Annotated in this window: 18 protein-coding genes; 10 read left to right on the top strand and 8 right to left on the bottom strand. The window is 63.7% G+C overall.

Going from position 1 to position 17,933, the window contains the following annotated elements; translation table 11 throughout:
- Positions 1-23: 23 nt before the first annotated feature.
- Positions 24-1,265, bottom strand: a complete 1,242-nt coding sequence (locus OKQ63_RS20905; RefSeq protein WP_264211933.1) for a reprolysin-like metallopeptidase — start codon at positions 1,263-1,265, stop codon at positions 24-26.
- A 331-nt stretch (positions 1,266-1,596) separates the two neighbouring features.
- Here OKQ63_RS20905 and OKQ63_RS20900 point away from each other — a divergent pair, with 331 nt between their 5' ends.
- On the top strand, positions 1,597-1,806 hold the full coding sequence (locus OKQ63_RS20900; protein WP_264211932.1) for a hypothetical protein: 210 nt from the start codon (positions 1,597-1,599) through the stop codon (positions 1,804-1,806).
- Between the two features lie 31 nt (positions 1,807-1,837).
- On the opposite strand, the gene OKQ63_RS20895 is transcribed toward OKQ63_RS20900, so the two are convergent.
- A complete protein-coding gene (locus OKQ63_RS20895) occupies positions 1,838-2,686 on the bottom strand; it encodes an LOG family protein (protein ID WP_264211931.1) in 849 nt (282 codons plus the stop codon).
- A gap of 149 nt (positions 2,687-2,835) precedes the next feature.
- Between OKQ63_RS20895 and OKQ63_RS20890 the strand changes: the two genes are divergently transcribed.
- The 4 genes from OKQ63_RS20890 (at position 2,836) to OKQ63_RS20875 (ending at position 6,954) form a co-directional block, all read left to right on the top strand.
- Positions 2,836-3,756, top strand: coding sequence for a threonine/serine dehydratase (locus tag OKQ63_RS20890; RefSeq protein ID WP_264211930.1), 921 nt, complete (start codon positions 2,836-2,838; stop codon positions 3,754-3,756).
- 38 nt (positions 3,757-3,794) lie between these two features.
- Positions 3,795-4,394, top strand: a complete 600-nt coding sequence (locus OKQ63_RS20885) for a GntR family transcriptional regulator (RefSeq protein WP_264211929.1) — start codon at positions 3,795-3,797, stop codon at positions 4,392-4,394.
- 110 nt (positions 4,395-4,504) lie between these two features.
- Positions 4,505-5,332 (top strand): 2,3,4,5-tetrahydropyridine-2,6-dicarboxylate N-succinyltransferase, encoded by an 828-nt coding sequence (gene dapD / locus OKQ63_RS20880; protein WP_264211928.1) that lies wholly within the window; start codon positions 4,505-4,507, stop codon positions 5,330-5,332.
- 254 nt (positions 5,333-5,586) lie between these two features.
- A complete protein-coding gene (locus OKQ63_RS20875; RefSeq protein WP_264211927.1) occupies positions 5,587-6,954 on the top strand; it encodes a formimidoylglutamate deiminase in 1,368 nt (455 codons plus the stop codon).
- On the opposite strand, the gene OKQ63_RS20870 is transcribed toward OKQ63_RS20875, so the two are convergent.
- Positions 6,951-7,484 carry a HutD/Ves family protein gene (locus OKQ63_RS20870; protein ID WP_264211926.1) on the bottom strand — a complete coding sequence of 178 codons (534 nt, stop codon included), beginning with the start codon at positions 7,482-7,484 and terminating at the stop codon, positions 6,951-6,953. The genes OKQ63_RS20875 and OKQ63_RS20870 overlap by 4 nt on opposite strands.
- 144 nt (positions 7,485-7,628) lie before the next feature.
- Here OKQ63_RS20870 and OKQ63_RS20865 point away from each other — a divergent pair, with 144 nt between their 5' ends.
- The gene (locus OKQ63_RS20865; protein ID WP_027235759.1) at positions 7,629-7,976 is read left to right on the top strand and encodes a DUF8846 family protein; all 348 of its coding nucleotides are present in this window, start codon (positions 7,629-7,631) and stop codon (positions 7,974-7,976) included.
- A gap of 9 nt (positions 7,977-7,985) precedes the next feature.
- Here OKQ63_RS20865 and OKQ63_RS20860 read toward each other — a convergent pair whose 3' ends face one another.
- The 3 genes from OKQ63_RS20860 to OKQ63_RS20850 all read right to left on the bottom strand — a co-directional run bounded on the left by OKQ63_RS20860 (position 7,986) and on the right by OKQ63_RS20850 (position 11,814).
- The gene (locus tag OKQ63_RS20860; RefSeq protein WP_264211925.1) at positions 7,986-9,056 is read right to left on the bottom strand and encodes a transporter substrate-binding domain-containing protein; all 1,071 of its coding nucleotides are present in this window, start codon (positions 9,054-9,056) and stop codon (positions 7,986-7,988) included.
- 108 nt (positions 9,057-9,164) lie between these two features.
- Positions 9,165-10,238, bottom strand: coding sequence for a Hint domain-containing protein (locus OKQ63_RS20855; protein WP_264211924.1), 1,074 nt, complete (start codon positions 10,236-10,238; stop codon positions 9,165-9,167).
- Positions 10,239-10,242: 4 nt separating this feature from the next.
- Positions 10,243-11,814: a Hint domain-containing protein gene (locus OKQ63_RS20850; RefSeq protein ID WP_264211923.1), complete on the bottom strand. Its 1,572-nt coding sequence runs from the start codon at positions 11,812-11,814 to the stop codon at positions 10,243-10,245.
- A gap of 309 nt (positions 11,815-12,123) precedes the next feature.
- Between OKQ63_RS20850 and dapE the strand changes: the two genes are divergently transcribed.
- Genes dapE through rnr form a run of 4 tightly spaced genes read left to right on the top strand, consistent with a single transcriptional unit; the run spans position 12,124 to position 16,699 of the window.
- Positions 12,124-13,269 carry a succinyl-diaminopimelate desuccinylase gene (gene dapE, locus OKQ63_RS20845; RefSeq protein ID WP_264211922.1) on the top strand — a complete coding sequence of 382 codons (1,146 nt, stop codon included), beginning with the start codon at positions 12,124-12,126 and terminating at the stop codon, positions 13,267-13,269.
- Positions 13,266-13,691, top strand: coding sequence for a GNAT family N-acetyltransferase (locus OKQ63_RS20840; RefSeq protein WP_264211921.1), 426 nt, complete (start codon positions 13,266-13,268; stop codon positions 13,689-13,691). The genes dapE and OKQ63_RS20840 overlap by 4 nt, the downstream gene beginning before the upstream one ends.
- The gene (locus tag OKQ63_RS20835) at positions 13,688-14,368 is read left to right on the top strand and encodes a TIGR04282 family arsenosugar biosynthesis glycosyltransferase (protein WP_264211920.1); all 681 of its coding nucleotides are present in this window, start codon (positions 13,688-13,690) and stop codon (positions 14,366-14,368) included. The genes OKQ63_RS20840 and OKQ63_RS20835 overlap by 4 nt, the downstream gene beginning before the upstream one ends.
- 51 nt (positions 14,369-14,419) lie before the next feature.
- Positions 14,420-16,699 carry a ribonuclease R gene (rnr, locus tag OKQ63_RS20830; RefSeq protein ID WP_264211919.1) on the top strand — a complete coding sequence of 760 codons (2,280 nt, stop codon included), beginning with the start codon at positions 14,420-14,422 and terminating at the stop codon, positions 16,697-16,699.
- Between the two features lie 34 nt (positions 16,700-16,733).
- On the opposite strand, the gene OKQ63_RS20825 is transcribed toward rnr, so the two are convergent.
- Together OKQ63_RS20825 and OKQ63_RS20820 are read right to left on the bottom strand one after the other, a co-directional pair.
- On the bottom strand, positions 16,734-17,156 hold the full coding sequence (locus tag OKQ63_RS20825) for a DUF1801 domain-containing protein (RefSeq protein ID WP_264211918.1): 423 nt from the start codon (positions 17,154-17,156) through the stop codon (positions 16,734-16,736).
- The gene (locus OKQ63_RS20820) at positions 17,153-17,851 is read right to left on the bottom strand and encodes a glutathione S-transferase family protein (RefSeq protein WP_264211917.1); all 699 of its coding nucleotides are present in this window, start codon (positions 17,849-17,851) and stop codon (positions 17,153-17,155) included. Before OKQ63_RS20820 ends, OKQ63_RS20825 begins: the two co-directional genes overlap by 4 nt.
- Between the last annotated feature and the right edge of the window lie 82 nt (positions 17,852-17,933).

The raw sequence follows: 17,933 nt of genomic DNA, 5'->3' as shown, positions 1-17,933 counted from the left end.
CCGGCTGCCTTTTCCGATGCGCTTCAGGTGAACAGGAAATCGTCTGTGGTGACCGGGCCGGTATAATCGGCCAGCTTGATGTCGTGGTTGCCGTAATAACTGATGAAGGTATGACCGCCCTGCTGGGTGATGGTCAGATCGCTGAACTCATCCACTGAAGTGCCGGAGAACTCGATCCTGTCATTGCCGCTGCCGAAGTCCTTGATGACGTTCTCTTCCCAGTAGTCAGCTGACACAAAGACAAAAACGTCCGCGTGCTTTCCGCCGATCAAGACATCGGATCCATCGCCGCCGACTAAGCGGTCGTTGCCGTTGCCGCCATAAAGCGTGTCATCCCCGCGGCCGCCGAAAAGCTTGTCCTTCCCGGCATTGCCCCGCAGAACATCCGCTTCGCCATTAGCCCCCGAGTAATCGGACTTGTCCAGCCCGCCAATCAGAACATCCGCGCCATCGCCGCCCTTGAGAATGTCTGCGCCATAGTTGCCGGTGAGCCGGTCATCGCCATTGCCGCCGTCCAGATGATCATCCGCTTCGCGGCCGATCACCTTGTCCTTGCCGCCCCTGGCAAAAATCTTGGTGTCCTGGCCGGTCGCCAGGACCGTTTCAGACCGGCTGCTGGCCTTGATCACCACAACCCCGTCCGAGTTGGTGTAAGCGTTCCACCCCTTCGTGCCGCCGGTGCCGCCATAGAGGTGGCGCAGGGCCTGCACGTCAAACGAACCCAGTTCAGTGGCGTTGTAGCCGCCATAGTTATACGTCATCACGGTGTGCGCCTGGTCGTCCAGGTGGTCTGCCAGCGTCGCTTCGCCATCATGCGGGTGTTCTAGCCCCACCGCGTGGCCGATTTCGTGCAGAACCGTTTCATAACCATAGGATCCTGGCGCCATGTTGCTGCCTTCGATCGCCAGTTCCCCATCATTGGTGGAATAGGCGCTCGCCCAGGCAAGATCCGCCCAGCCCGCAGCGGAACCGCCGTTGTAGCCGAAAACATTGATCATGGCCGGTTCGTCTGTTTCGACAAAAATCAGCCCCGTGGCTTCCTCGAACTCGGCCAGGGCCTGACGGAAATAGCCGCGCTGGGTGCTATTGAACGCCCAGTAGCTATTTGCCCCATAGGGATCGTCGGCTGGATTGCCCAAGTCTCCGTTGCGGACAAAGCTATAAGTCACCACAGCCTGGGTGCCGAGCTTGACCTGGCTGTTCCAGCGGAAATTGCTGTTCGACGTATAGGCCAGAAGCGCCGTATAGTCTGTTACCTCAGCCATCAATTCTCTCCACTATTCCACCGCTGATAAGTTTTTGTTTGCAAATGCGGCCAAGTTTGGCCCGTTTCGCGGCGCGAACCGCGCAAAGACACGACAGTTTTCTGCAAATGGCAGGTTTCTGCGTGAACACAGCATAGCAGAGCGCGGTTTTCCGCCAGAATTCCTGACCCGACGGCAGCAGCCTCACTAGCCTGCCCGCTTGTTGCACTGCGGGCACAGTGCCTGTCTTAGCCCGGCCCGCCCCATTGTTTTCACATTGCGGCTCAAATTCCGCCGCTTGCTAGGGACAGTTTCCAGATCACGGACAATCATTTTTCAGAAGGAAGCACCAATGGCTCCGATGGAACACAAGTCTGCTGCGATTGAACCCAGTCTGCTGGACCTGATCCGCAGTGAACGGGAAAAGGCACTCAGCCCGCGGGAATGGAAATTCCGCCTGCGCGGCTATGGCTATGCCGTGAAAACGGTGGAAGGCACTCAGATCCTGACACGGCTGACCACTGGCGGCACTCTTGGCACGCTGCCGCCGGAATTCACCTGATCCCGGCCGCAGCTGAGTAATGCATGCCCGTTCAGCGCTCGCGTCCGGGCAGGCTGTCGCGCGGCGGCGCCGGCTCCCAGTTGTCGATGATCTCCACCGCCTCCTTGGCGGTGTCGACAAAGCGGAACAGGTCCAGGTCCTGATCCGAGATGGTGCCGGCATCGGCCAGCGCGTCCCAGTTGATGATCTTGTCCCAGAAGTCCTTGCCGAACAGCAGGAAAGGCACCCGCTCCATGCGGCCCGTTTGAATCAGGGTCAGGCTCTCGAACAGCTCATCCAGGGTGCCAAAGCCGCCCGGGAACACGCTGATCGCCCGCGCCCGCATCAGGAAATGCATCTTGCGGATCGCGAAATAGTGGAAATTGAAGCTGAGGTCCGGTGTGACATAGCCGTTGGGCGCCTGCTCATGCGGCAGCACGATCGACAGCCCGATGGACTGGCCGCCTGCATCCAGCGCACCGCGGTTGCCCGCCTCCATCACGCCGGGCCCGCCGCCGGTCACGATGACATTCTTTCGGCCGCCGCTTTGCTTTGACTTCTCGGTCATCAGCCGGGCGAACTCCCGCGCCTCATCGTAGAAATGCGACAGATCGGCCAGGGTCCGGGTCCGCGCCTGATCCTTGTGCTGCGGGTCCGGGATACGGGCGCCGCCGAACATCACGATGGTGCTTTCGATGCCATGCGCATTCAGCATCAGTTCCGGCTTCAACAACTCCAGCTGCAGCCGCACCGGACGCAGCTCCTCGCGGCACAGAAACTCCTCATCCGCAAACGCCAGCCGGTAGGCAGGCGCCTGGGTCTGCGGGGTGGCGGGCACATGCTCCGCCCGGTCCCGGTCGGAGTGGGCATCGCGTAAACGGCTGTGGCGGTCTTCAGTCATTGGCAATCCAAGTATAAAAATAACAGGGCTTCCTTTGTAGCCGCCCTTGGCTGTCCGCGCCAATCAAGAATGCAGAAATTGCCGCAATCCGCTTGCACGCTGCAACCGCGCAGCTAAGGTTCCGGCGCAGCAGACAGGGAGGATTGCGCATGAACTGGCAGCAGGACATCAAGGCAGCAGCAGAGCGCATTCGCCCCCATGTGCAGCAAACCCCGGTGATCCACACGCAGGGCTTCGGGCTGGCGTTTCCGGTGGAGCTGAAACTGGAGCACATGCAGCACACCGGAAGCTTCAAGGCGCGCGGCGCCTTCAACACGCTGCTCAGCCAACCGGTGCCTGCCGCCGGGCTGGTGGCCGCCTCCGGCGGCAATCACGGCGCCGCGGCCGCCTATGCCGCGCACCAGCTGGGCCACAAGGCGCGGATCTATGTGCCGGAAATGGCAGGCCCCGCCAAGATTTCCCTGATCGAACGCACCGGCGCCGATCTGCAGGTGGTGCCCGGCGCCTATGCCAATGCACTGGAGCAGGCGCAGGCCTATGAACAGGAGACCGGTGCCATGCAGGTCCATGCCTATGACGCGCCCGCCACCGTGGCAGGCCAGGGCAGCTGTTTTGCCGAATGGCAGGCGCAGGGGCTGGAGGCCGATACTCTGCTGATTGCCGTCGGCGGCGGCGGGTTGATTGGCGGCGCTCTGGCCTGGTTTCAGGGCGCAAGGAAGATCATCGCAGTGGAACCCGAAACCTCTTGCGCGCTGAACGCGGCTCTGGAGGCGCGTCAGCCGGTTGACGTTGAGGTCTCCGGCGTCGCCGCCAACGCCCTTGGCGCCAAACGGATCGGCAGTATCTGCTTCGAGCTCGCAGCGGCCCAGAACGTGACCGCGCTCACCGTGCCGGACAGCGCCATCACCAGCGCGCAGGCAGCGCTCTGGCGCGAGCGGCGGATCTTGGTTGAACCCGCGGGCGCCACCGCCCTCGCGGCGCTGATGTGCGGCGCCTACCGCCCTGCCCCGGGCGAACGCGTGGCGGTGCTGATCTGCGGCGGCAACATTGCCCCGGATCCGCTGGGATAATCCTTGCGGGCTGCAAGCCGCGCGGGTATCGCCAATACATGTCCGCAACCATCGCCGATACGATTTATCAGAGCTTGAGCGAGCGCATCATTACCGGCAGCCTGCCTGCGGGCGAGAAACTGCGGCAGGACCACATCGCACGCGCGTTCGAGGCAAGCCACGTGCCGGTGCGCGAAGCCCTGCTGCGGCTGGAGGCGCATGGCCTCGCCAAATCCGAACCCCGCCGCGGCACCCGCGTCAGCGCCCTGGACCCGTCCGAAATCCGCGAAGTGATCGAAATGCGGGTGGCACTGGAGGTGCTGGCCCTCACCCACGCCTTTGCCCGCCTGACGCCAGAGGATATCGAGGCGGCCGAGGCGGCCCGCCTCGCCTGCGACGCGGCAGAGGACATGGCCGGCTGGGAGCGGCTGAACCGCGCCTTTCACCGGGTGATCCTGGCGCCTTGCGCGATGCCACGGCTGCTGGCCTCGATCGACGATCTGCACATCGCTGCCGCCCGCCATCTGTTCGCCAACTGGCAGCACCAATGGACCCGCCGGGTGGATACGGATCACGCCGCCATCGTCCAGGCGATGATGCGCCGCGACCCGTCCGCAGCTTGCGACATCCTGCGCCGCCACCTGCGCCGGGTGCGCTGAAGGATGGCAAAACGCCGTCGGGGGCGGCAATTTGGACGCAATCCGGACATGACCTGCGGACAGATAGCCGCTATGAAGCTGCGAATCTAACGGATGCCGGAGGAATACCCATGTCCAACGCCCAGCTGGAAGCAGCGATCGAAGCCGCCTGGGAGGCGCGCGACACCATCACCCCCGCCACCACCGGCGAGCAGCGTGAAGCCATCGAAGACACCCTGAATGCGCTCGACAGCGGGTCCCTGCGGGTGGCCGAAAAGCTGGACAGCGGCAACTGGCATGTGAACCAGTGGGCCAAAAAGGCGGTGCTGCTGGGCTTCCGCATCAAGGACATGGAAATCCACGAAGGCGGCCCGCAGGCCGGCGGCTGGTGGGACAAGGTCGACAGCAAGTTCACCGGCTGGGGCGAAGCAGACTGGAAATCCGCAGGTTTCCGTGCGGTGCCGAACTGCGTTGTCCGCAAATCCGCCTATATCGCCCCCGGCGCGGTGCTGATGCCCTCTTTCGTGAACCTCGGCGCTTATGTCGATGAAGGCACCATGGTCGACACCTGGGCCACCGTCGGCTCCTGCGCCCAGATCGGCAAGAACGTGCACCTGTCCGGCGGCGTCGGCATCGGCGGCGTGCTGGAACCGATGCAGGCAGGCCCCACAATCATCGAGGACAACTGCTTCATCGGCGCGCGTTCCGAGGTGGTCGAAGGCTGTATCGTGCGCGAAGGCTCGGTTCTGGGGATGGGCGTGTTCATCGGCAAGTCGACCAAGATCGTCGACCGCGAAACCGGCGAAGTGATGTACGGCGAAGTGCCGCCCTACTCGGTCGTTGTGGCCGGCTCGATGCCCTCCAAGAACAATGTCAGCCTCTACTGCGCGGTGATCGTGAAGCGCGTCGACGAAAAGACCCGCTCGAAGACCGGCATCAACGAGCTGCTGCGCGACTGATTGACGTTGCGCTGCTGAAACAAGAAACGCGCCCCTAGCCGGGCGCGTTTTTCTTTTGCCTCCGGCAGCTGGGGCTTTGCCCCAGACCCCAGGATATTTTGAGCCAGATGAAGGCTGGATCCATCCTTGATCTGGTCCGAAAATACCCCGGGGTGAGGCCGCCAGGCCGAGGGGCAGCGCCCCTCCTCTGCAAAACCCTTGCCGCGCAATAAACATGCCGCTAATAGTATTACATCTACACATATGAGGGTCAGATGCAGACAATATTTGCCCAGCGCGCCCATTTGCCCCTGGGATGGGCCGAGAACCTCCGGCTGACGGTCAGTGACGGCCGGATCACATCGCTGGAAGCCAACACTCAGCCGCAGGCCGGGGACGCACGAGCGGATGTGCTGCTGCCGTCGCTGGGCAATCTGCATTCGCACAGCTTCCAGCGTGCGATGGCGGGCATGACCGAGTACCGCGCCGCCGGGAGGGACAGCTTCTGGACCTGGCGCGAACTGATGTACCGGTTCATGGACCGCATCACCCCAGAGCAGTATGAGGCCATTGCCGCGCTGGTCTTCGTGGAGATGCTGGAGGCCGGCTATGCCTCGGTGGGCGAATTCCACTATGTCCACCACCAGCCGGGCGGCGTGCATTTTGCTTCGGTCACTGAACTCAGCGAGCGGGTCTTTGCCGCCGCCGGGCGGACCGGCATCGGCCTCACTCATCTGCCGGTGCTTTATACTTACGGCGGTGCCGGAAAGCAGGCGCTGGATGGCGGCCAGCAGCGGTTCGGCAACTCGGTTGCGGAGTTCTCCCAGCTGGTCGCCCGCGCCCGTGACATCGCAGCCCGGGACCTTCCGTCCGACGCCCGTGTCGGCATCGCGCCGCATTCGCTGCGGGCCACCTGCCCCGGCGACCTGGCCGAGGTGCTGCAGATCCAGAACGGGCTGCCGGTACACATCCATATCGCCGAACAGCCAAAGGAAGTGGCCGATATCAGCGGATGGCTGGGCGCGCGGCCGGTAGAATGGCTGCTGGAGAACGCGCCCGTCGATAGCAAGTGGTGCCTGATCCACGCAACCCACATGACAAGTGCAGAAACCTCCCGCATGGCACGCTCGGGTGCGGTGGCGGGGCTTTGCCCGATCACCGAAGCAAACCTGGGCGACGGGCCGTTCAACGGGGTGGAATATCTCGCCCATGACGGTGCCTTCGGGGTCGGATCAGACTCCAACGTGCGGATTTCGCTGCCCGAAGAACTGCGCACACTGGAGTATTCCCAGCGCCTGCGCGATCTCGCGCGCAATGTGCTGGTGCCCCGCGAAGGCTCGGTTGGCGAGACTCTGTACCTGGGTGCCGCCAAGGGCGGGGCGCAGGCCCTGGGCCGGGATGCCGGGCGGATCGAGGAAGGCGCCTTGGCCGATCTGGTGGCGATTGACAGCAGCCAGCCGGCCCTGTGCGCCCTGAAACCGGAACAGCTGCTGGACGGGCTCTGCTTTGCCGCAGGTGACGACACGGTGACCGATGTCTGGAGCGCCGGCCGCCATGTGGTGCAGCAAGGCCGCCATATCGCGCGGGACAGCGTGGTTGCCGCGTACAGGACGGCAATCAAAGAGCTGCTCAACAGTCTCTAAAAAGGCAAAAACTGCACTTGAATGACCACACCGCCATGGGAGATTGCTCCCGTGGCGGTGTTCTCCGTCACGATCCCTTCCCCAGCTATGAAGCGGCCGGCCTCCCCTAGGTCCAAGCTGCCTGATACGACAAACAGCACATGCACGCCATTGACGGCAGGCACATCGCAGGCGCCAAGGATACCGGCACTGGCCGTCACCCGTGCCGGATCATAAATCACATTGAACGCCTTGCAGGGTCCGTTTCGCAGGCGGGTCTCCAGCTGCAAACCGCCGTCAAAGGACAAAGGTTCCAGCGGACGGGCCTCCAGCCGGGTCTTGCTGTTTGACAGGGTGTGGCCGTCTCCCTCCACGATGCAGTGAATGCGCGCAAGGCCGGGGAAAGCGGAAAACGGGCCGTCCCGGGTGATATCCGCAAGGCTGAGGCGCCAGATCATCTGGCCGTCTTTTTCGCGCAAGGCCAGTTCGCGGGTCACCCCGCCGCCGTTCTTCCAAGACACCGGCCGGGCAGCAAGGGCAGAAATACGCATTGGCTTGTCCTCTCGGAGACAGAATAAGCATAGACATAATATCTGGGACCAATAACTTGCAAGCCTTCGGATTTCAAACTCTCAAACCCAGGCACCACCGCAATTTGATTGACCATCCCCCTGCCCCGGCGCTATGGCGGCGGCATGGAAAAGAAGAAACCCTCCCGCCAGCAAGTCTATACCCTGCTCGTCCAGATCGGACGCAAGGACGGGGACGGGCTGCCCGACGGCGCCACCGGTGCGGCGCTGATGATCTATGCCTCCGGCGTGGATGAGGCCGAGGCGGTGCGGGAGACCGTGGCGATCCTCAAGCAGGCCGATACCGCGCCGCTGGATGTGACCGGCTATGGCACGCTGGAAGAGCGCGAGTCCGAAGGCCATGAAATCGGTGATGAGGAACGCGCGCTGATGCAGCGGGCGCTGGAGGAAAACGCGGTGATCGTCGCCCAGATGACACCGTTCTTCGACGGCGAGGAACCGGTTTTCCACTAGGGGCCGACGTCAGTTCTGGCTGCCGAACCATGTGCGGTAGAGGGCGTCATAACTGCCGTCCTCCTGCATCGCCAGCAGCGCCTGGTTGACCTCTTCCACCAGCGGCGAACCGGCCGGGAACACCAGACCGTAATTCTCGCGCAGGAACGGCTGTCCAATGGTGCGGCCGTATTGGTGGCCGCCCTGCTGAACATAGAAATTCAGCACCGGCGCATCAAAAACCAGCGCTTTCACTTCACCGCTTTCGAAAGCCGCCAGCATCCCCTCCAGACCGGCAAAGGCGGAATAGCCGATATCGCGCCGGTCGAGGAACCCCGCCGCTGTCGACCCGCCGATGGTGCCGACAGATTTTCCATAAAGGTCGTTCACCGAGTTCACGGACCCGCTGATCGCCTCCACCGTCATCACCGCGGTGATCTTGGCGACAAAAATTGACACGATGAACAGCGAGGACACCACCAGCACCACGCCGAACATGCGGCCCACGGGCGTGCGCGGCACCCGTTCCTCGAATCCGCCATTCACCACCAGGTTCAGCGCCCACCAGAAGGAGGGGAACCAGGCCTCTTTCAAGGGCCGGTCGAAATAGGGCTGGGCGCGGCGTTCAAACGCCCACATCAGCATGCCGCCGCCAAACAGCAGCAAAAATGCAATCCCGATAGCGGCGGCCAAGTCCCAGGACAACAGCGCCCGCAGCAGCGACGGCTGGCGGATCTCATCCGCTTGCACCAGGATCTGCAATCCGCTCTCGAAAATCGGATGACTGAAATCCATCTCCACTTCCCGAGAGGCGGTGATCGAGATATTGGCGGCAGCCAGATCGGCCTCACCATTGCGCACCCCGTCCAGCATCTCTGCAAAGCTGGCGGTGCGGTTTATCCGGATATCCCAGTCCAGACGCTCGGCGATGATCTTAAGCAATTCCAGCGAGAAACCAGTGTCACGCCCGCCTTTGTCACGCCCGCCTTCCATCATCGAAAACGGCGGTCGGGTGACAGTGTTGACCGTCAGCACCTGCGCAGACAGCAATTGGCCCCAAAACAGCAGGATGGCGGCGGTGATCAGGCGGAGAAACAGCACGGAAACGCTCGGGTCGGGCCTCGGGGACGGTTTCAATGTCTTTAGGTGCTTCACCTTTTTCACGCAAGCGCCATTGGCCTCAGTGCCGGATATGCGGATACCGCTGTGTCAGGCAGTCCGCCGTTCTGCCAGCACAACGGCGTCAAAGGCGCGCAGCACCGGAAATTTCGGCTGTCGGTGTTCGGGCAGCGCTGCGGCACCCAGCGATGCCAGCAGGCTGGCAGCCAGCCGCTGCGGGTCTCGGCGCAGGCGGCCCAGAAACAGGCTCTCGGTCATCGCGCCGGCTGCCAGCAGCGGCTCGTGATCCGGCAGAACCGCCTGGCGGTAGGTGATCAGCGGCGCTGCTGCCGTCCCAGGCAAGGCGGTGCCGGTTCCCAGCAGGTTGCCGGCAGGCACCAGGACAGCGGGCTGGCCGAACAGGTATTCGACTTCGGACCCGGACAGAACCAGCCGCTGGAACGGCGCCACATGAATGTCCTGCAGCAGCCCGAAATAGGGCGCCCGCAGACGCACCGGCGCAAAGGAACCAAGGGCCGGGACCTGCCGCTTCACCACTTGCAGAACGGGCACAGCAGCGCCGCCGCTGGTTAAAACCAGGTCGCCCCGCTGCAGGCCGCCAAGCACGCGGTAGCCATCGGGGGTGGCAATGGGGGTGGAAGGCAGCAGCGCTGGAGCCGGACCTGCGGGCTCTATGTTGCAGGACAGGGCCAGATACTCCACCGCCGGCGCCAAGTAGCCCTGCGGTCCGGACAAAGCCTGCAAATCACGCCGCCGCCAGGGCTTGGGTGCCGCAAGTGCCGCGGTCTGCATCTGGCTTCCGTCCGGCTGCTCGAGTGTCAGCAGCCCAATACGGGCGCGTGCGTCCCAGGCATAAGTCAGCCGCAGCCGCCCGGTACGTCCCAGGCCGGTCGGGTTCAGTGTCTGGTGCAGAACAGCACCGTTTTGCTCAAGGACAAAACTCAGCCCGCCGCCCGGCACCGCCTGCAGCGCCAGCCGCAGTGACCAGTCGCCATCCTGCGAATACAGGAGCAACGGTTCCGGCCGCGCGGTTTCCGGCAAGTGGAATTCCAGCATCATGGTTCCGCGAACCAGCAGGCTGTCGCCGTCAGGTACACCGGCCGACCGCAGCACCTGCGGATCAAACCAATTCAGCCCGCTGCCGGAGACCGCAAACCAGGACATGCGGTCAGGCTGCCTGGATTGCAGCCAGCAGCCGGCCTTCAAACGCTTTGAGAGCAGGACGCGCTGCTGCGCTGTAGCCCGCTCCGGTATCCGGGTCGAGTTCCGGGAACAATGCGCAGATCTCCTCCGCCACCGGCTGGTCGAACAGATTGACGATCTGCGGTCCGGGCAGGAAACTCTCGGTTTCCAGCCCTTCGGAATAGATCACTTGGTGGCGATCGAACATCAGGTGCACATAGGTGACCTCACCGCCCGGGCTACGGGCAATGCTGCGCCCGTTGACCAGATCCTTGGCCGCCACCAGCACTTCTTCCTCGCCAAAGAACAGTTCAGCATGGGCGCCGCGCACCAGCACCCGGTGCTGCGGCGAGACCATCAGCTCGCCATGCAGCCCGAAGGTGTCTGCAGCAATGCGGATGGGGGCAAAATCCCCTTCTGCCACGACTGATCGCCCGCCGGTCCAGCACACGGGCTGCGCACCTCCGTCACGGGTTTCCACCAGGTCGCCGGGCAGCAGCTCCTCTACAGGCACCTCGCCATCGGGCGTACGGATCCGGGTGCCCGCGACGAAACAGGGAATCGAGCTTGCGTTGACAAAGCCGGTGTCGGAGTTGACCCCGTTGTTCACCTGATAGGTGAAATTGAAATCCTCGATGTCGCCGTCACCAACCAGAGTCAGCGTGCCATCCGCATTCAGCTGCACCTCCTGGCCGGTATTCAGCGTCACCACCGAGCCCGCTGCAACTTCGCTGCCATTGATATGGGTGATGGTCAGGGTGCCGCCGGAATTGTTCACATCATTGGCCAGCACATCAATGGTCTTGCTGCTGTCCGGCGCCACATAAACGTTGTCGGTCATCGCCACGAGATCAGTCTGCACCGAGTCCGCAGCGATCAGCAGATTACTGTCGTAGCTGCTGTCGCTGACATCGGCGATGCCGATGCGGATATCGTTCTCCTCCCCCGGATTGACGCGCATCGTCAGCGTCATGGTGAGCGTGAGACCGTCCATCTCGGTGTTGTAATCGTCATTCGCGTTGTCGAGATAGAGGTTTTCGTTGATCGACGAACTGATGTTGCTGGGGTTGGCCTGGCCGTTGCCGATCTCCATCTGCACCTGCTCGCCATTGACCCAGACAGTGACCACGTCCTGATAGACCGAATTCTGGAACTCCGGGAATTCTTCGGAGGAGAAGACGAATTGCATCGTCATGACATCCGAATCGGGAATGAAGCGCACATCCAGATAAGAGGCATCGTAGGTATTCGTGCCCGCTGCGGCGTTGAAGTCCGGGTTGTTGTTTTCGCCTGACGTATTGGTCGAGGTCTGCGTGGACCGGTTGGGATCGCCGCCGGAGCGGGTAAAATGGCTGGCGCGCCCGGTCGACAGGATCACCCCGGAATCGCTGGGCGTGGCGCCCGGTGCCAGGGCATCGCCACCCGAATAGATCGCCGAAGACTGGCTCCATCCCGAATAGGAGGCACCGGTGACGGTGGCACCGTCACCGAAAATGGTCTGCGCCATCTGCTCTGCAGAGGCATTTGTCTGGTAGTTAAGCTCGCGTGCCCTGACCATTGTTCCCGCTGCTCCCGCAATACGAGCAGGTTCCCCCGCAGACAGGCTGGCCGTCTGCGTGGCCAGCGGCTCCACCGCCGGTCAAATGCGTGCGCCCCGCTGTTACGGTGGTGCTGCTCTCGGAGTACCCTGCCTCGGGTTTATCTTGATTAACATTTGCTTAACATGATTCTAGCCACACGGGCAGGGCTTGCGCAGCCCAATCGCAAAACCGCAGCTTTTGCGCCACATCTGCGGCATGACCTGTGAATTGCGCCGCGCCGCGATCCGCGCTAGGCCAGTTCAGACCAAAAGCTCAGGAGCCCGCCCATGCCGCAGACCGATCCCGCCCGCCTGACCGCCGATCTGATCCGGTGCCCTTCGGTTACGCCGGATGAAGGCGGCGCGCTGGTGCTGCTGGAAAACCTGCTGAGCGCGGCCGGTTTTGATTGCACCCGCACCGACCGCGGCGAGGTCTGCAACCTGTTTGCCCGCTGGGGCGCCAAGGGCCATGCCAGGACCTTTGGCTTCAACGGCCACACCGATGTGGTGCCCCTGGGGGATGAGGCCGCCTGGACCATGCCGCCATTCGGTGCCAAGGAGAAGGACGGTTTCATGTACGGCCGCGGCGCCACCGACATGAAGTCAGGCGTGGCCGCCTTTGCCGCAGCCGCCATTGATTTCGTGAAGGACACGCCGCCGGACGGGTCCATCATCCTGACCATCACCGGTGACGAGGAAGGCGATGCGGTGGATGGCACCACTGCGCTGCTGGACTACATGAGCCGCGAGGATGAGCGGATGTCCGTCTGCCTTGTGGGGGAGCCCACCTGCCCCAACGAGATAGGTGAAATGATCAAGATCGGCCGCCGCGGCTCGCTCACCGCCTGGTTTACCGTGACCGGGGTACAGGGGCATTCGGCCTACCCGCACCGTGCCAACAACCCGCTGAACGCGATGGCACGGCTGATGGACCGGCTGGCGAGCCATGAGCTGGACCAGGGCACCGCGCATTTCGACGCCTCCACCCTGGCGGTGGTCACCATCGACACCGGCAACACCGCCACCAACGTGATCCCGGCGCAGGCCACCTCTGCCGTCAACATCCGCTTCAACGATGCCCACTCCGGCGCCAGCCTGACGGAGTGGCTGCAGGGCGAGGCAGACAAGGTGGCTGCGGAATTCGGCGTTGAGATTGGAATGAACGTGAAAGTCTCCGGCGAAAGTTTCATCACCCCGCCCGGCGCGCTATCGGATCTGGTCTCGAAAGCGGTTGAGACAGAGACCGGCAGGACGCCGGAACTGTCGACCACAGGCGGCACTTCGGACGCGCGGTTTGTGAAAGACCACTGCCCGGTGGTGGAATTCGGCCTGGTCGGCAAGACCATGCATCAGGTGGACGAACGGGTTGAGGTTGCACAGATCCACCAGCTGAAGGCCATCTATACCCGTATCCTGCAGGATTATTTTGCATGAGCCTGCGCATCTCGGTCACCAAGGACCTGGAAACCTGTCTAGCCCTGCGCCACCAAGTGTTTGTCGAAGAACAGGGCGTGCCGGTGGAAGAGGAACAGGACGCGCTGGACGCCACTGCCACCCATCTGCTGGCGGTGCAGGACGGTATCCCGGTGGGGACGGCACGGATTGTCTTCAAGGAGGATACCGCCAAGATCGGCCGGGTCTGCGTGCAGCCCTCCGCCCGTGGCACCGGGCTGGGCGCCAGGCTGATCGAGGCGGCGGTCGAAACGGCTCAAGCCTGCCCCGGCATTGCCAGGGCCAAGCTGGGCGCGCAGGTTCATGCCATCGGGTTTTATGAAAAACTCGGCTTCACCGCCTTTGGCCCGGTCTATGACGATGCCGGCATCGATCACCGCGACATGGTGCTCAGCTTCACGTGAAACGCACCCTGGTGATCATGGTCAAGGAGCCGCGACCAGGGCGGGTGAAGACCCGCCTGGGACGGGACATTGGCGTGATCCCGGCAACTTGGTGGTTCCGCCACCAATCCGCCCGGCTGATCCGGCGTCTGCGCGACCCGCGCTGGCAGATCGTGCTGGCGGTCGCGCCGGACAGGGCTGTGGCTTCCAAGGTTTGGCCTGCCGATCTGCCGCGCCAGGCGCAAGGCGATGGTGATCTCGGCCAACGGATGAAACGGATGCTCAGGACAGCGCCCGGTGTTGCGACGTCCGGGCCGGCCGCTGGCCGGGCCGCGCCCGGCCCTCCCCCCGGGAGGGCGCCTACCCACCTACCCAGTGACAAGCGCGCTCCTTGGCACGTCAACACCCCCGTTTGCCTGATCGGCGCCGACATTCCCGCCATCACTCGCGCCCATATCGCCCGGGCCTTTGCCGCCCTTGGCGATCATGACGCGGTCTTTGGCCCGGCAGCGGACGGCGGCTATTGGCTGGTGGGCGCCAAACACCCGTCCCGCCTGCCCCAATCACTGTTTGGAAATACCCGCTGGTCCACCGGACATGCGCTGGCCGACACCTTGCAAACCCTGCCCGGCTGGCGCATCGCACTGACCGATACCCTGCACGACGTCGACACCGGCGCCGATCTGCCGCAGCGCTGAGCGCGCGCTTTTCACCATGACGCCGCCCCCGTGCCATGCTACGCGGAGTGTATGAGCCGTATTCCCTCCAAGGCCGAAATCCTCGACTGGATCTCCGCCAACCCGACCCATACCTCCAAGCGCGATATCGCCAAGGCCTTTGGCATCAAGGGTGCCGACCGCATCGACCTCAAGCGCATCCTCAAGGAGCTGGAGGGTGAGGGCCACTTGCAGAAACGCAAGAAGACCTACCGCGACCCGGATCAGCTGCCCCCCGTGACCGTGCTGCAGGTGAAAGCACCGAACGCGGACGGCGATCTGTATGGCCGGCCGCTGGAATGGCATGGCGAAGGAGTGGAACCGGTCATTCTGATCCTGACCCGCGCCTCCGACCCGGCGTTGGGTGAAGGCGACAAGATCCTCGCCAAGCTGCAGATGGTGCCGGATCAGGACCACAACTACGAAGCCCGGCTGATCCGCCGTATCGGCAGCAACCCGAAACGGGTTCTGGGGATCTTCCGCACCGGATCTGAGGGCGGCCGGATCGTGCCGATCGACAAGGCGGCGTCAACCGAATGGATGGTGGCCCCGGATGCCATCAATGACGCCAGGGACGGCGAGCTGGTCGAGGCGGAACAGGCCGGCCCCAAGGGCCGCATGGGCCTGCCGCGTGCGCGGATTGTTGAACGGCTGGGCGACCCTGCGGCGCCCAAGGCGGTATCGCTGATTGCGATTCATCAGCACGGCATCCCCGATCAATTCCCCGACAAGGTGATGGCGGAGGCGGATGCCGCCAAGCCGATGGGGCTGAAGGGCCGCGAGGATCTGCGCGAGCTGCCGCTGGTCACCATCGACCCGGCGGACGCGCGCGACCATGACGACGCCTGCTATGCCCATGCCGATGACGATCCCAGGAACCCCGGCGGCCATGTGATCTGGGTGGCGATTGCCGATGTGGCGGCCTATGTGCGCTCCGGCTCGGCGCTGGACCGCGAGGCGAGGAAACGCGGCAACTCCAGCTATTTCCCCGACCGGGTCGTGCCGATGCTGCCGGACCGGCTGTCGGGCGACCTGTGCAGCTTGCACGAAGGCGTGCCGCGCGCCTGTGTCGCGGTGCGGATGCAGGTGGATGCCGAGGGCAACAAGATCACCCACAAGTTCGTCCGCGGGCTGATGCGCTCCGTGGCCTCGCTGAATTACGCCGAGGTGCAGGAGGCGATGGACGGCGATCCGAACGAGAAGACCGCACCTTTCCTCAATGATGTGATCAAGCCACTTTACGCCGCTTATCAGGCTCTAACAACGGCAAGAGCCGAGCGCGAGCCGCTGGATCTGGACCTGCCGGAACGCAAGATCGTGCTGGATGACGATGGCCATGTCACCTCGGTTGCCTTCCGCGACCGGCTGGATGCGCACAAGCTGATCGAGGAATTCATGATCCTCGCCAATGTTGCCGCGGCAGAGACGCTGATCCAGAAACGCTCGCCGCTCCTGTTCCGGGTGCATGAGGAGCCGGCGCCCGAGAAGCTGGAAGCGTTGCGGGAAACCGCGCGCGCGGCAGGGCTGAACCTGGCCAAGGGACAGGTGCTGCAGACCCGGCATCTGAACGCGCTGCTCAATCATGCGGCGGGGACGGATGATGCGGAGCTGATCAATATCTCCACCCTGCGGTCGATGCAGCAGGCCTATTACAACCCGGAGAACTTCGGCCACTTCGGCCTGGCGCTGCGCAATTACGCGCATTTCACCTCGCCGATCCGCCGCTATGCCGACCTGATCGTGCACCGCTCATTGATCTCGGCGCATGGCTGGGGCGATGACGGCCTGACTGCGGAGGAAATCGAACGCCTGGAAGAGACTGCAACCCATATCTCCGATACCGAACGGCGCTCGATGATTGCCGAGAGGGACACCACGGACCGCTATCTTGCGTCCTATCTGAGCGAGCGGGTCGGCAACGAGTTTGCTGGCCGGATCAGCGGCATTGCCCGCTTCGGGGCCTTTGTGAAGCTGGATGAAACCGGGGCCGACGGGCTGGTGCCGGTACGCTCGATCGGGCGGGAGTTCTTCCATTTCGACCCCCAGGCCGGCACGCTGACCGGGTCTGACACCGGCATGACCCTGGCGATTGGCCAGCGGGTCACGGTGCGGCTGACCCAGGCGGCACCGGTGACCGGCGGGCTGGAGCTGGAGCTGCTGGCCATCGAAGACCAGCAGCTGCCGGAAGGCGGCGGAGCCCGCAAGGGCGGGCGGCGCAGCCCGGCAGGACGCACCCTGAAGCGCAAGGCGGCGAAGTCCAAGCACAAGGCCGCCAAGGTGAAGCGCAAGGTGGAACGCAAACGCCGGAAATGAGCGCCTGTCCCCGCGGGGACAGGGCAGTATTTTCTCAGACCGGGGTCTCCAGCGGCGGCCGGATACGGTAGGTGAGCGCCCGCCTGATCAGCCAGCCGTGGCGGATCGGCTCCACGTCCCGGGGGTCATTGAACAGCACCGCCCGGGTGCCCTCGAACCGGTCCCAGGCCGGGAAGGCCGCGGCGAATTCCGGGATCAGCCGGCTTTGACAGTGCACAAACAGCGCAAAGCGCGCATCCTTGGGCACGCCCAGCCGGAGGGTGGAGCCGGTCTTGCTCTCCGGCGTGAGATAGGAAGGCTGGCCCCAGCGCAAGGATTCCTCGATCCGGCCCGCTTCCGGCGTCTGGGCGGCGGTGTCAAAGATAAGCCGGCGCAGCGCCAGCAGGCCCGCGCGGGCCTGCCGGTCCGGGAAATCAAAGGCTGCTTCGACTTCGCGGCTGGCAAAAGGCGGGGTCATGGCAGGGGCACCGTTTCGAACACCCGGTTAACGTAACGCTTGAGCACCGCATCGTCGAGGATACGGGACACCAGCGGCGTGCGGACCGGAGTTGTCCCCATCGCCTGCAGCATCGAGGAAACGCTGAAATCGGCGCTGGAGATGTGTGCTCCGAACAGGAAATCCTGCCCCTTCAGCAGAGCGGTGATGGCCTGCAGATCCTGATCGATACGCTGGATCCGTTCCTCCTTGCTGAACCGCGCGGTGCCTTGGAACATCAGCCCCTTGTGCACCGAGCGGCGGATGGCGCCGGCGACCGGGCGGCGGATCAGGGCGGGAATCTCATGGAAGTACTTGTCGCGGATCGTGGGCCAGACGGCGTCATTGTCCCAGCGGTTGCACACCACATGGAAGTACAGCGTATCCTCGGCCATGCGGATAAGCATCCGCGCCTGCGCCCGGTCCCGCGTGCCGAGCGAAGCGTCGAAGTTGGTGCCCCGCCGTTCCAGCCAGGCGCGGATGGCGCTGCTGTCCGGCACCAGACCGCCAGGGGTGCGCAGCACCGGCAGCTTGCGGTGCGGCATCCCGCGCGGGTCGCTCAGGTCTTCGCGGGTCCAGCTTTGGCCGGAAAAAGCCAGTAACAGAGCCGCTTTGACGCAAAACGGGCTAAGGCTGAAGACGGCGCCGTTGCGGGGATAGGTCAGAAGGGTCAGCATGGGTGGCTCCTGTCGTTTCGGATCGGGGGCACCCTAGATCCGCATGGTGACAAAAACTGTCATCAGGCGTAGAGAGAATAGG

It is taken from the genome of Leisingera thetidis, assembly GCF_025857195.1.
Lineage (GTDB): Bacteria > Pseudomonadota > Alphaproteobacteria > Rhodobacterales > Rhodobacteraceae > Leisingera > Leisingera thetidis.
This window is presented reverse-complemented; position numbering and strand designations above follow the sequence as displayed.

Coding starts and splice junctions, on each gene's coding strand:
- OKQ63_RS20855 (WP_264211924.1), bottom strand. CDS start 10,238: ATGTCCTGGTTTGCGGTCTCCGGCAGCGGGCTGAATTGGTTTGATCCG.
- OKQ63_RS20890 (WP_264211930.1), top strand. CDS start 2,836: ATGAACTGGCAGCAGGACATCAAGGCAGCAGCAGAGCGCATTCGCCCC.
- rnr (WP_264211919.1), top strand. CDS start 14,420: ATGAGCCGTATTCCCTCCAAGGCCGAAATCCTCGACTGGATCTCCGCC.
- OKQ63_RS20885 (WP_264211929.1), top strand. CDS start 3,795: ATGTCCGCAACCATCGCCGATACGATTTATCAGAGCTTGAGCGAGCGC.
- OKQ63_RS20850 (WP_264211923.1), bottom strand. CDS start 11,814: ATGGTCAGGGCACGCGAGCTTAACTACCAGACAAATGCCTCTGCAGAG.
- OKQ63_RS20820 (WP_264211917.1), bottom strand. CDS start 17,851: ATGCTGACCCTTCTGACCTATCCCCGCAACGGCGCCGTCTTCAGCCTT.
- OKQ63_RS20895 (WP_264211931.1), bottom strand. CDS start 2,686: ATGACTGAAGACCGCCACAGCCGTTTACGCGATGCCCACTCCGACCGG.
- dapD (WP_264211928.1), top strand. CDS start 4,505: ATGTCCAACGCCCAGCTGGAAGCAGCGATCGAAGCCGCCTGGGAGGCG.
- OKQ63_RS20900 (WP_264211932.1), top strand. CDS start 1,597: ATGGCTCCGATGGAACACAAGTCTGCTGCGATTGAACCCAGTCTGCTG.
- OKQ63_RS20905 (WP_264211933.1), bottom strand. CDS start 1,265: ATGGCTGAGGTAACAGACTATACGGCGCTTCTGGCCTATACGTCGAAC.
- OKQ63_RS20825 (WP_264211918.1), bottom strand. CDS start 17,156: ATGACCCCGCCTTTTGCCAGCCGCGAAGTCGAAGCAGCCTTTGATTTC.
- OKQ63_RS20840 (WP_264211921.1), top strand. CDS start 13,266: ATGAGCCTGCGCATCTCGGTCACCAAGGACCTGGAAACCTGTCTAGCC.
- OKQ63_RS20875 (WP_264211927.1), top strand. CDS start 5,587: ATGCAGACAATATTTGCCCAGCGCGCCCATTTGCCCCTGGGATGGGCC.
- dapE (WP_264211922.1), top strand. CDS start 12,124: ATGCCGCAGACCGATCCCGCCCGCCTGACCGCCGATCTGATCCGGTGC.
- OKQ63_RS20865 (WP_027235759.1), top strand. CDS start 7,629: ATGGAAAAGAAGAAACCCTCCCGCCAGCAAGTCTATACCCTGCTCGTC.
- OKQ63_RS20870 (WP_264211926.1), bottom strand. CDS start 7,484: ATGCGTATTTCTGCCCTTGCTGCCCGGCCGGTGTCTTGGAAGAACGGC.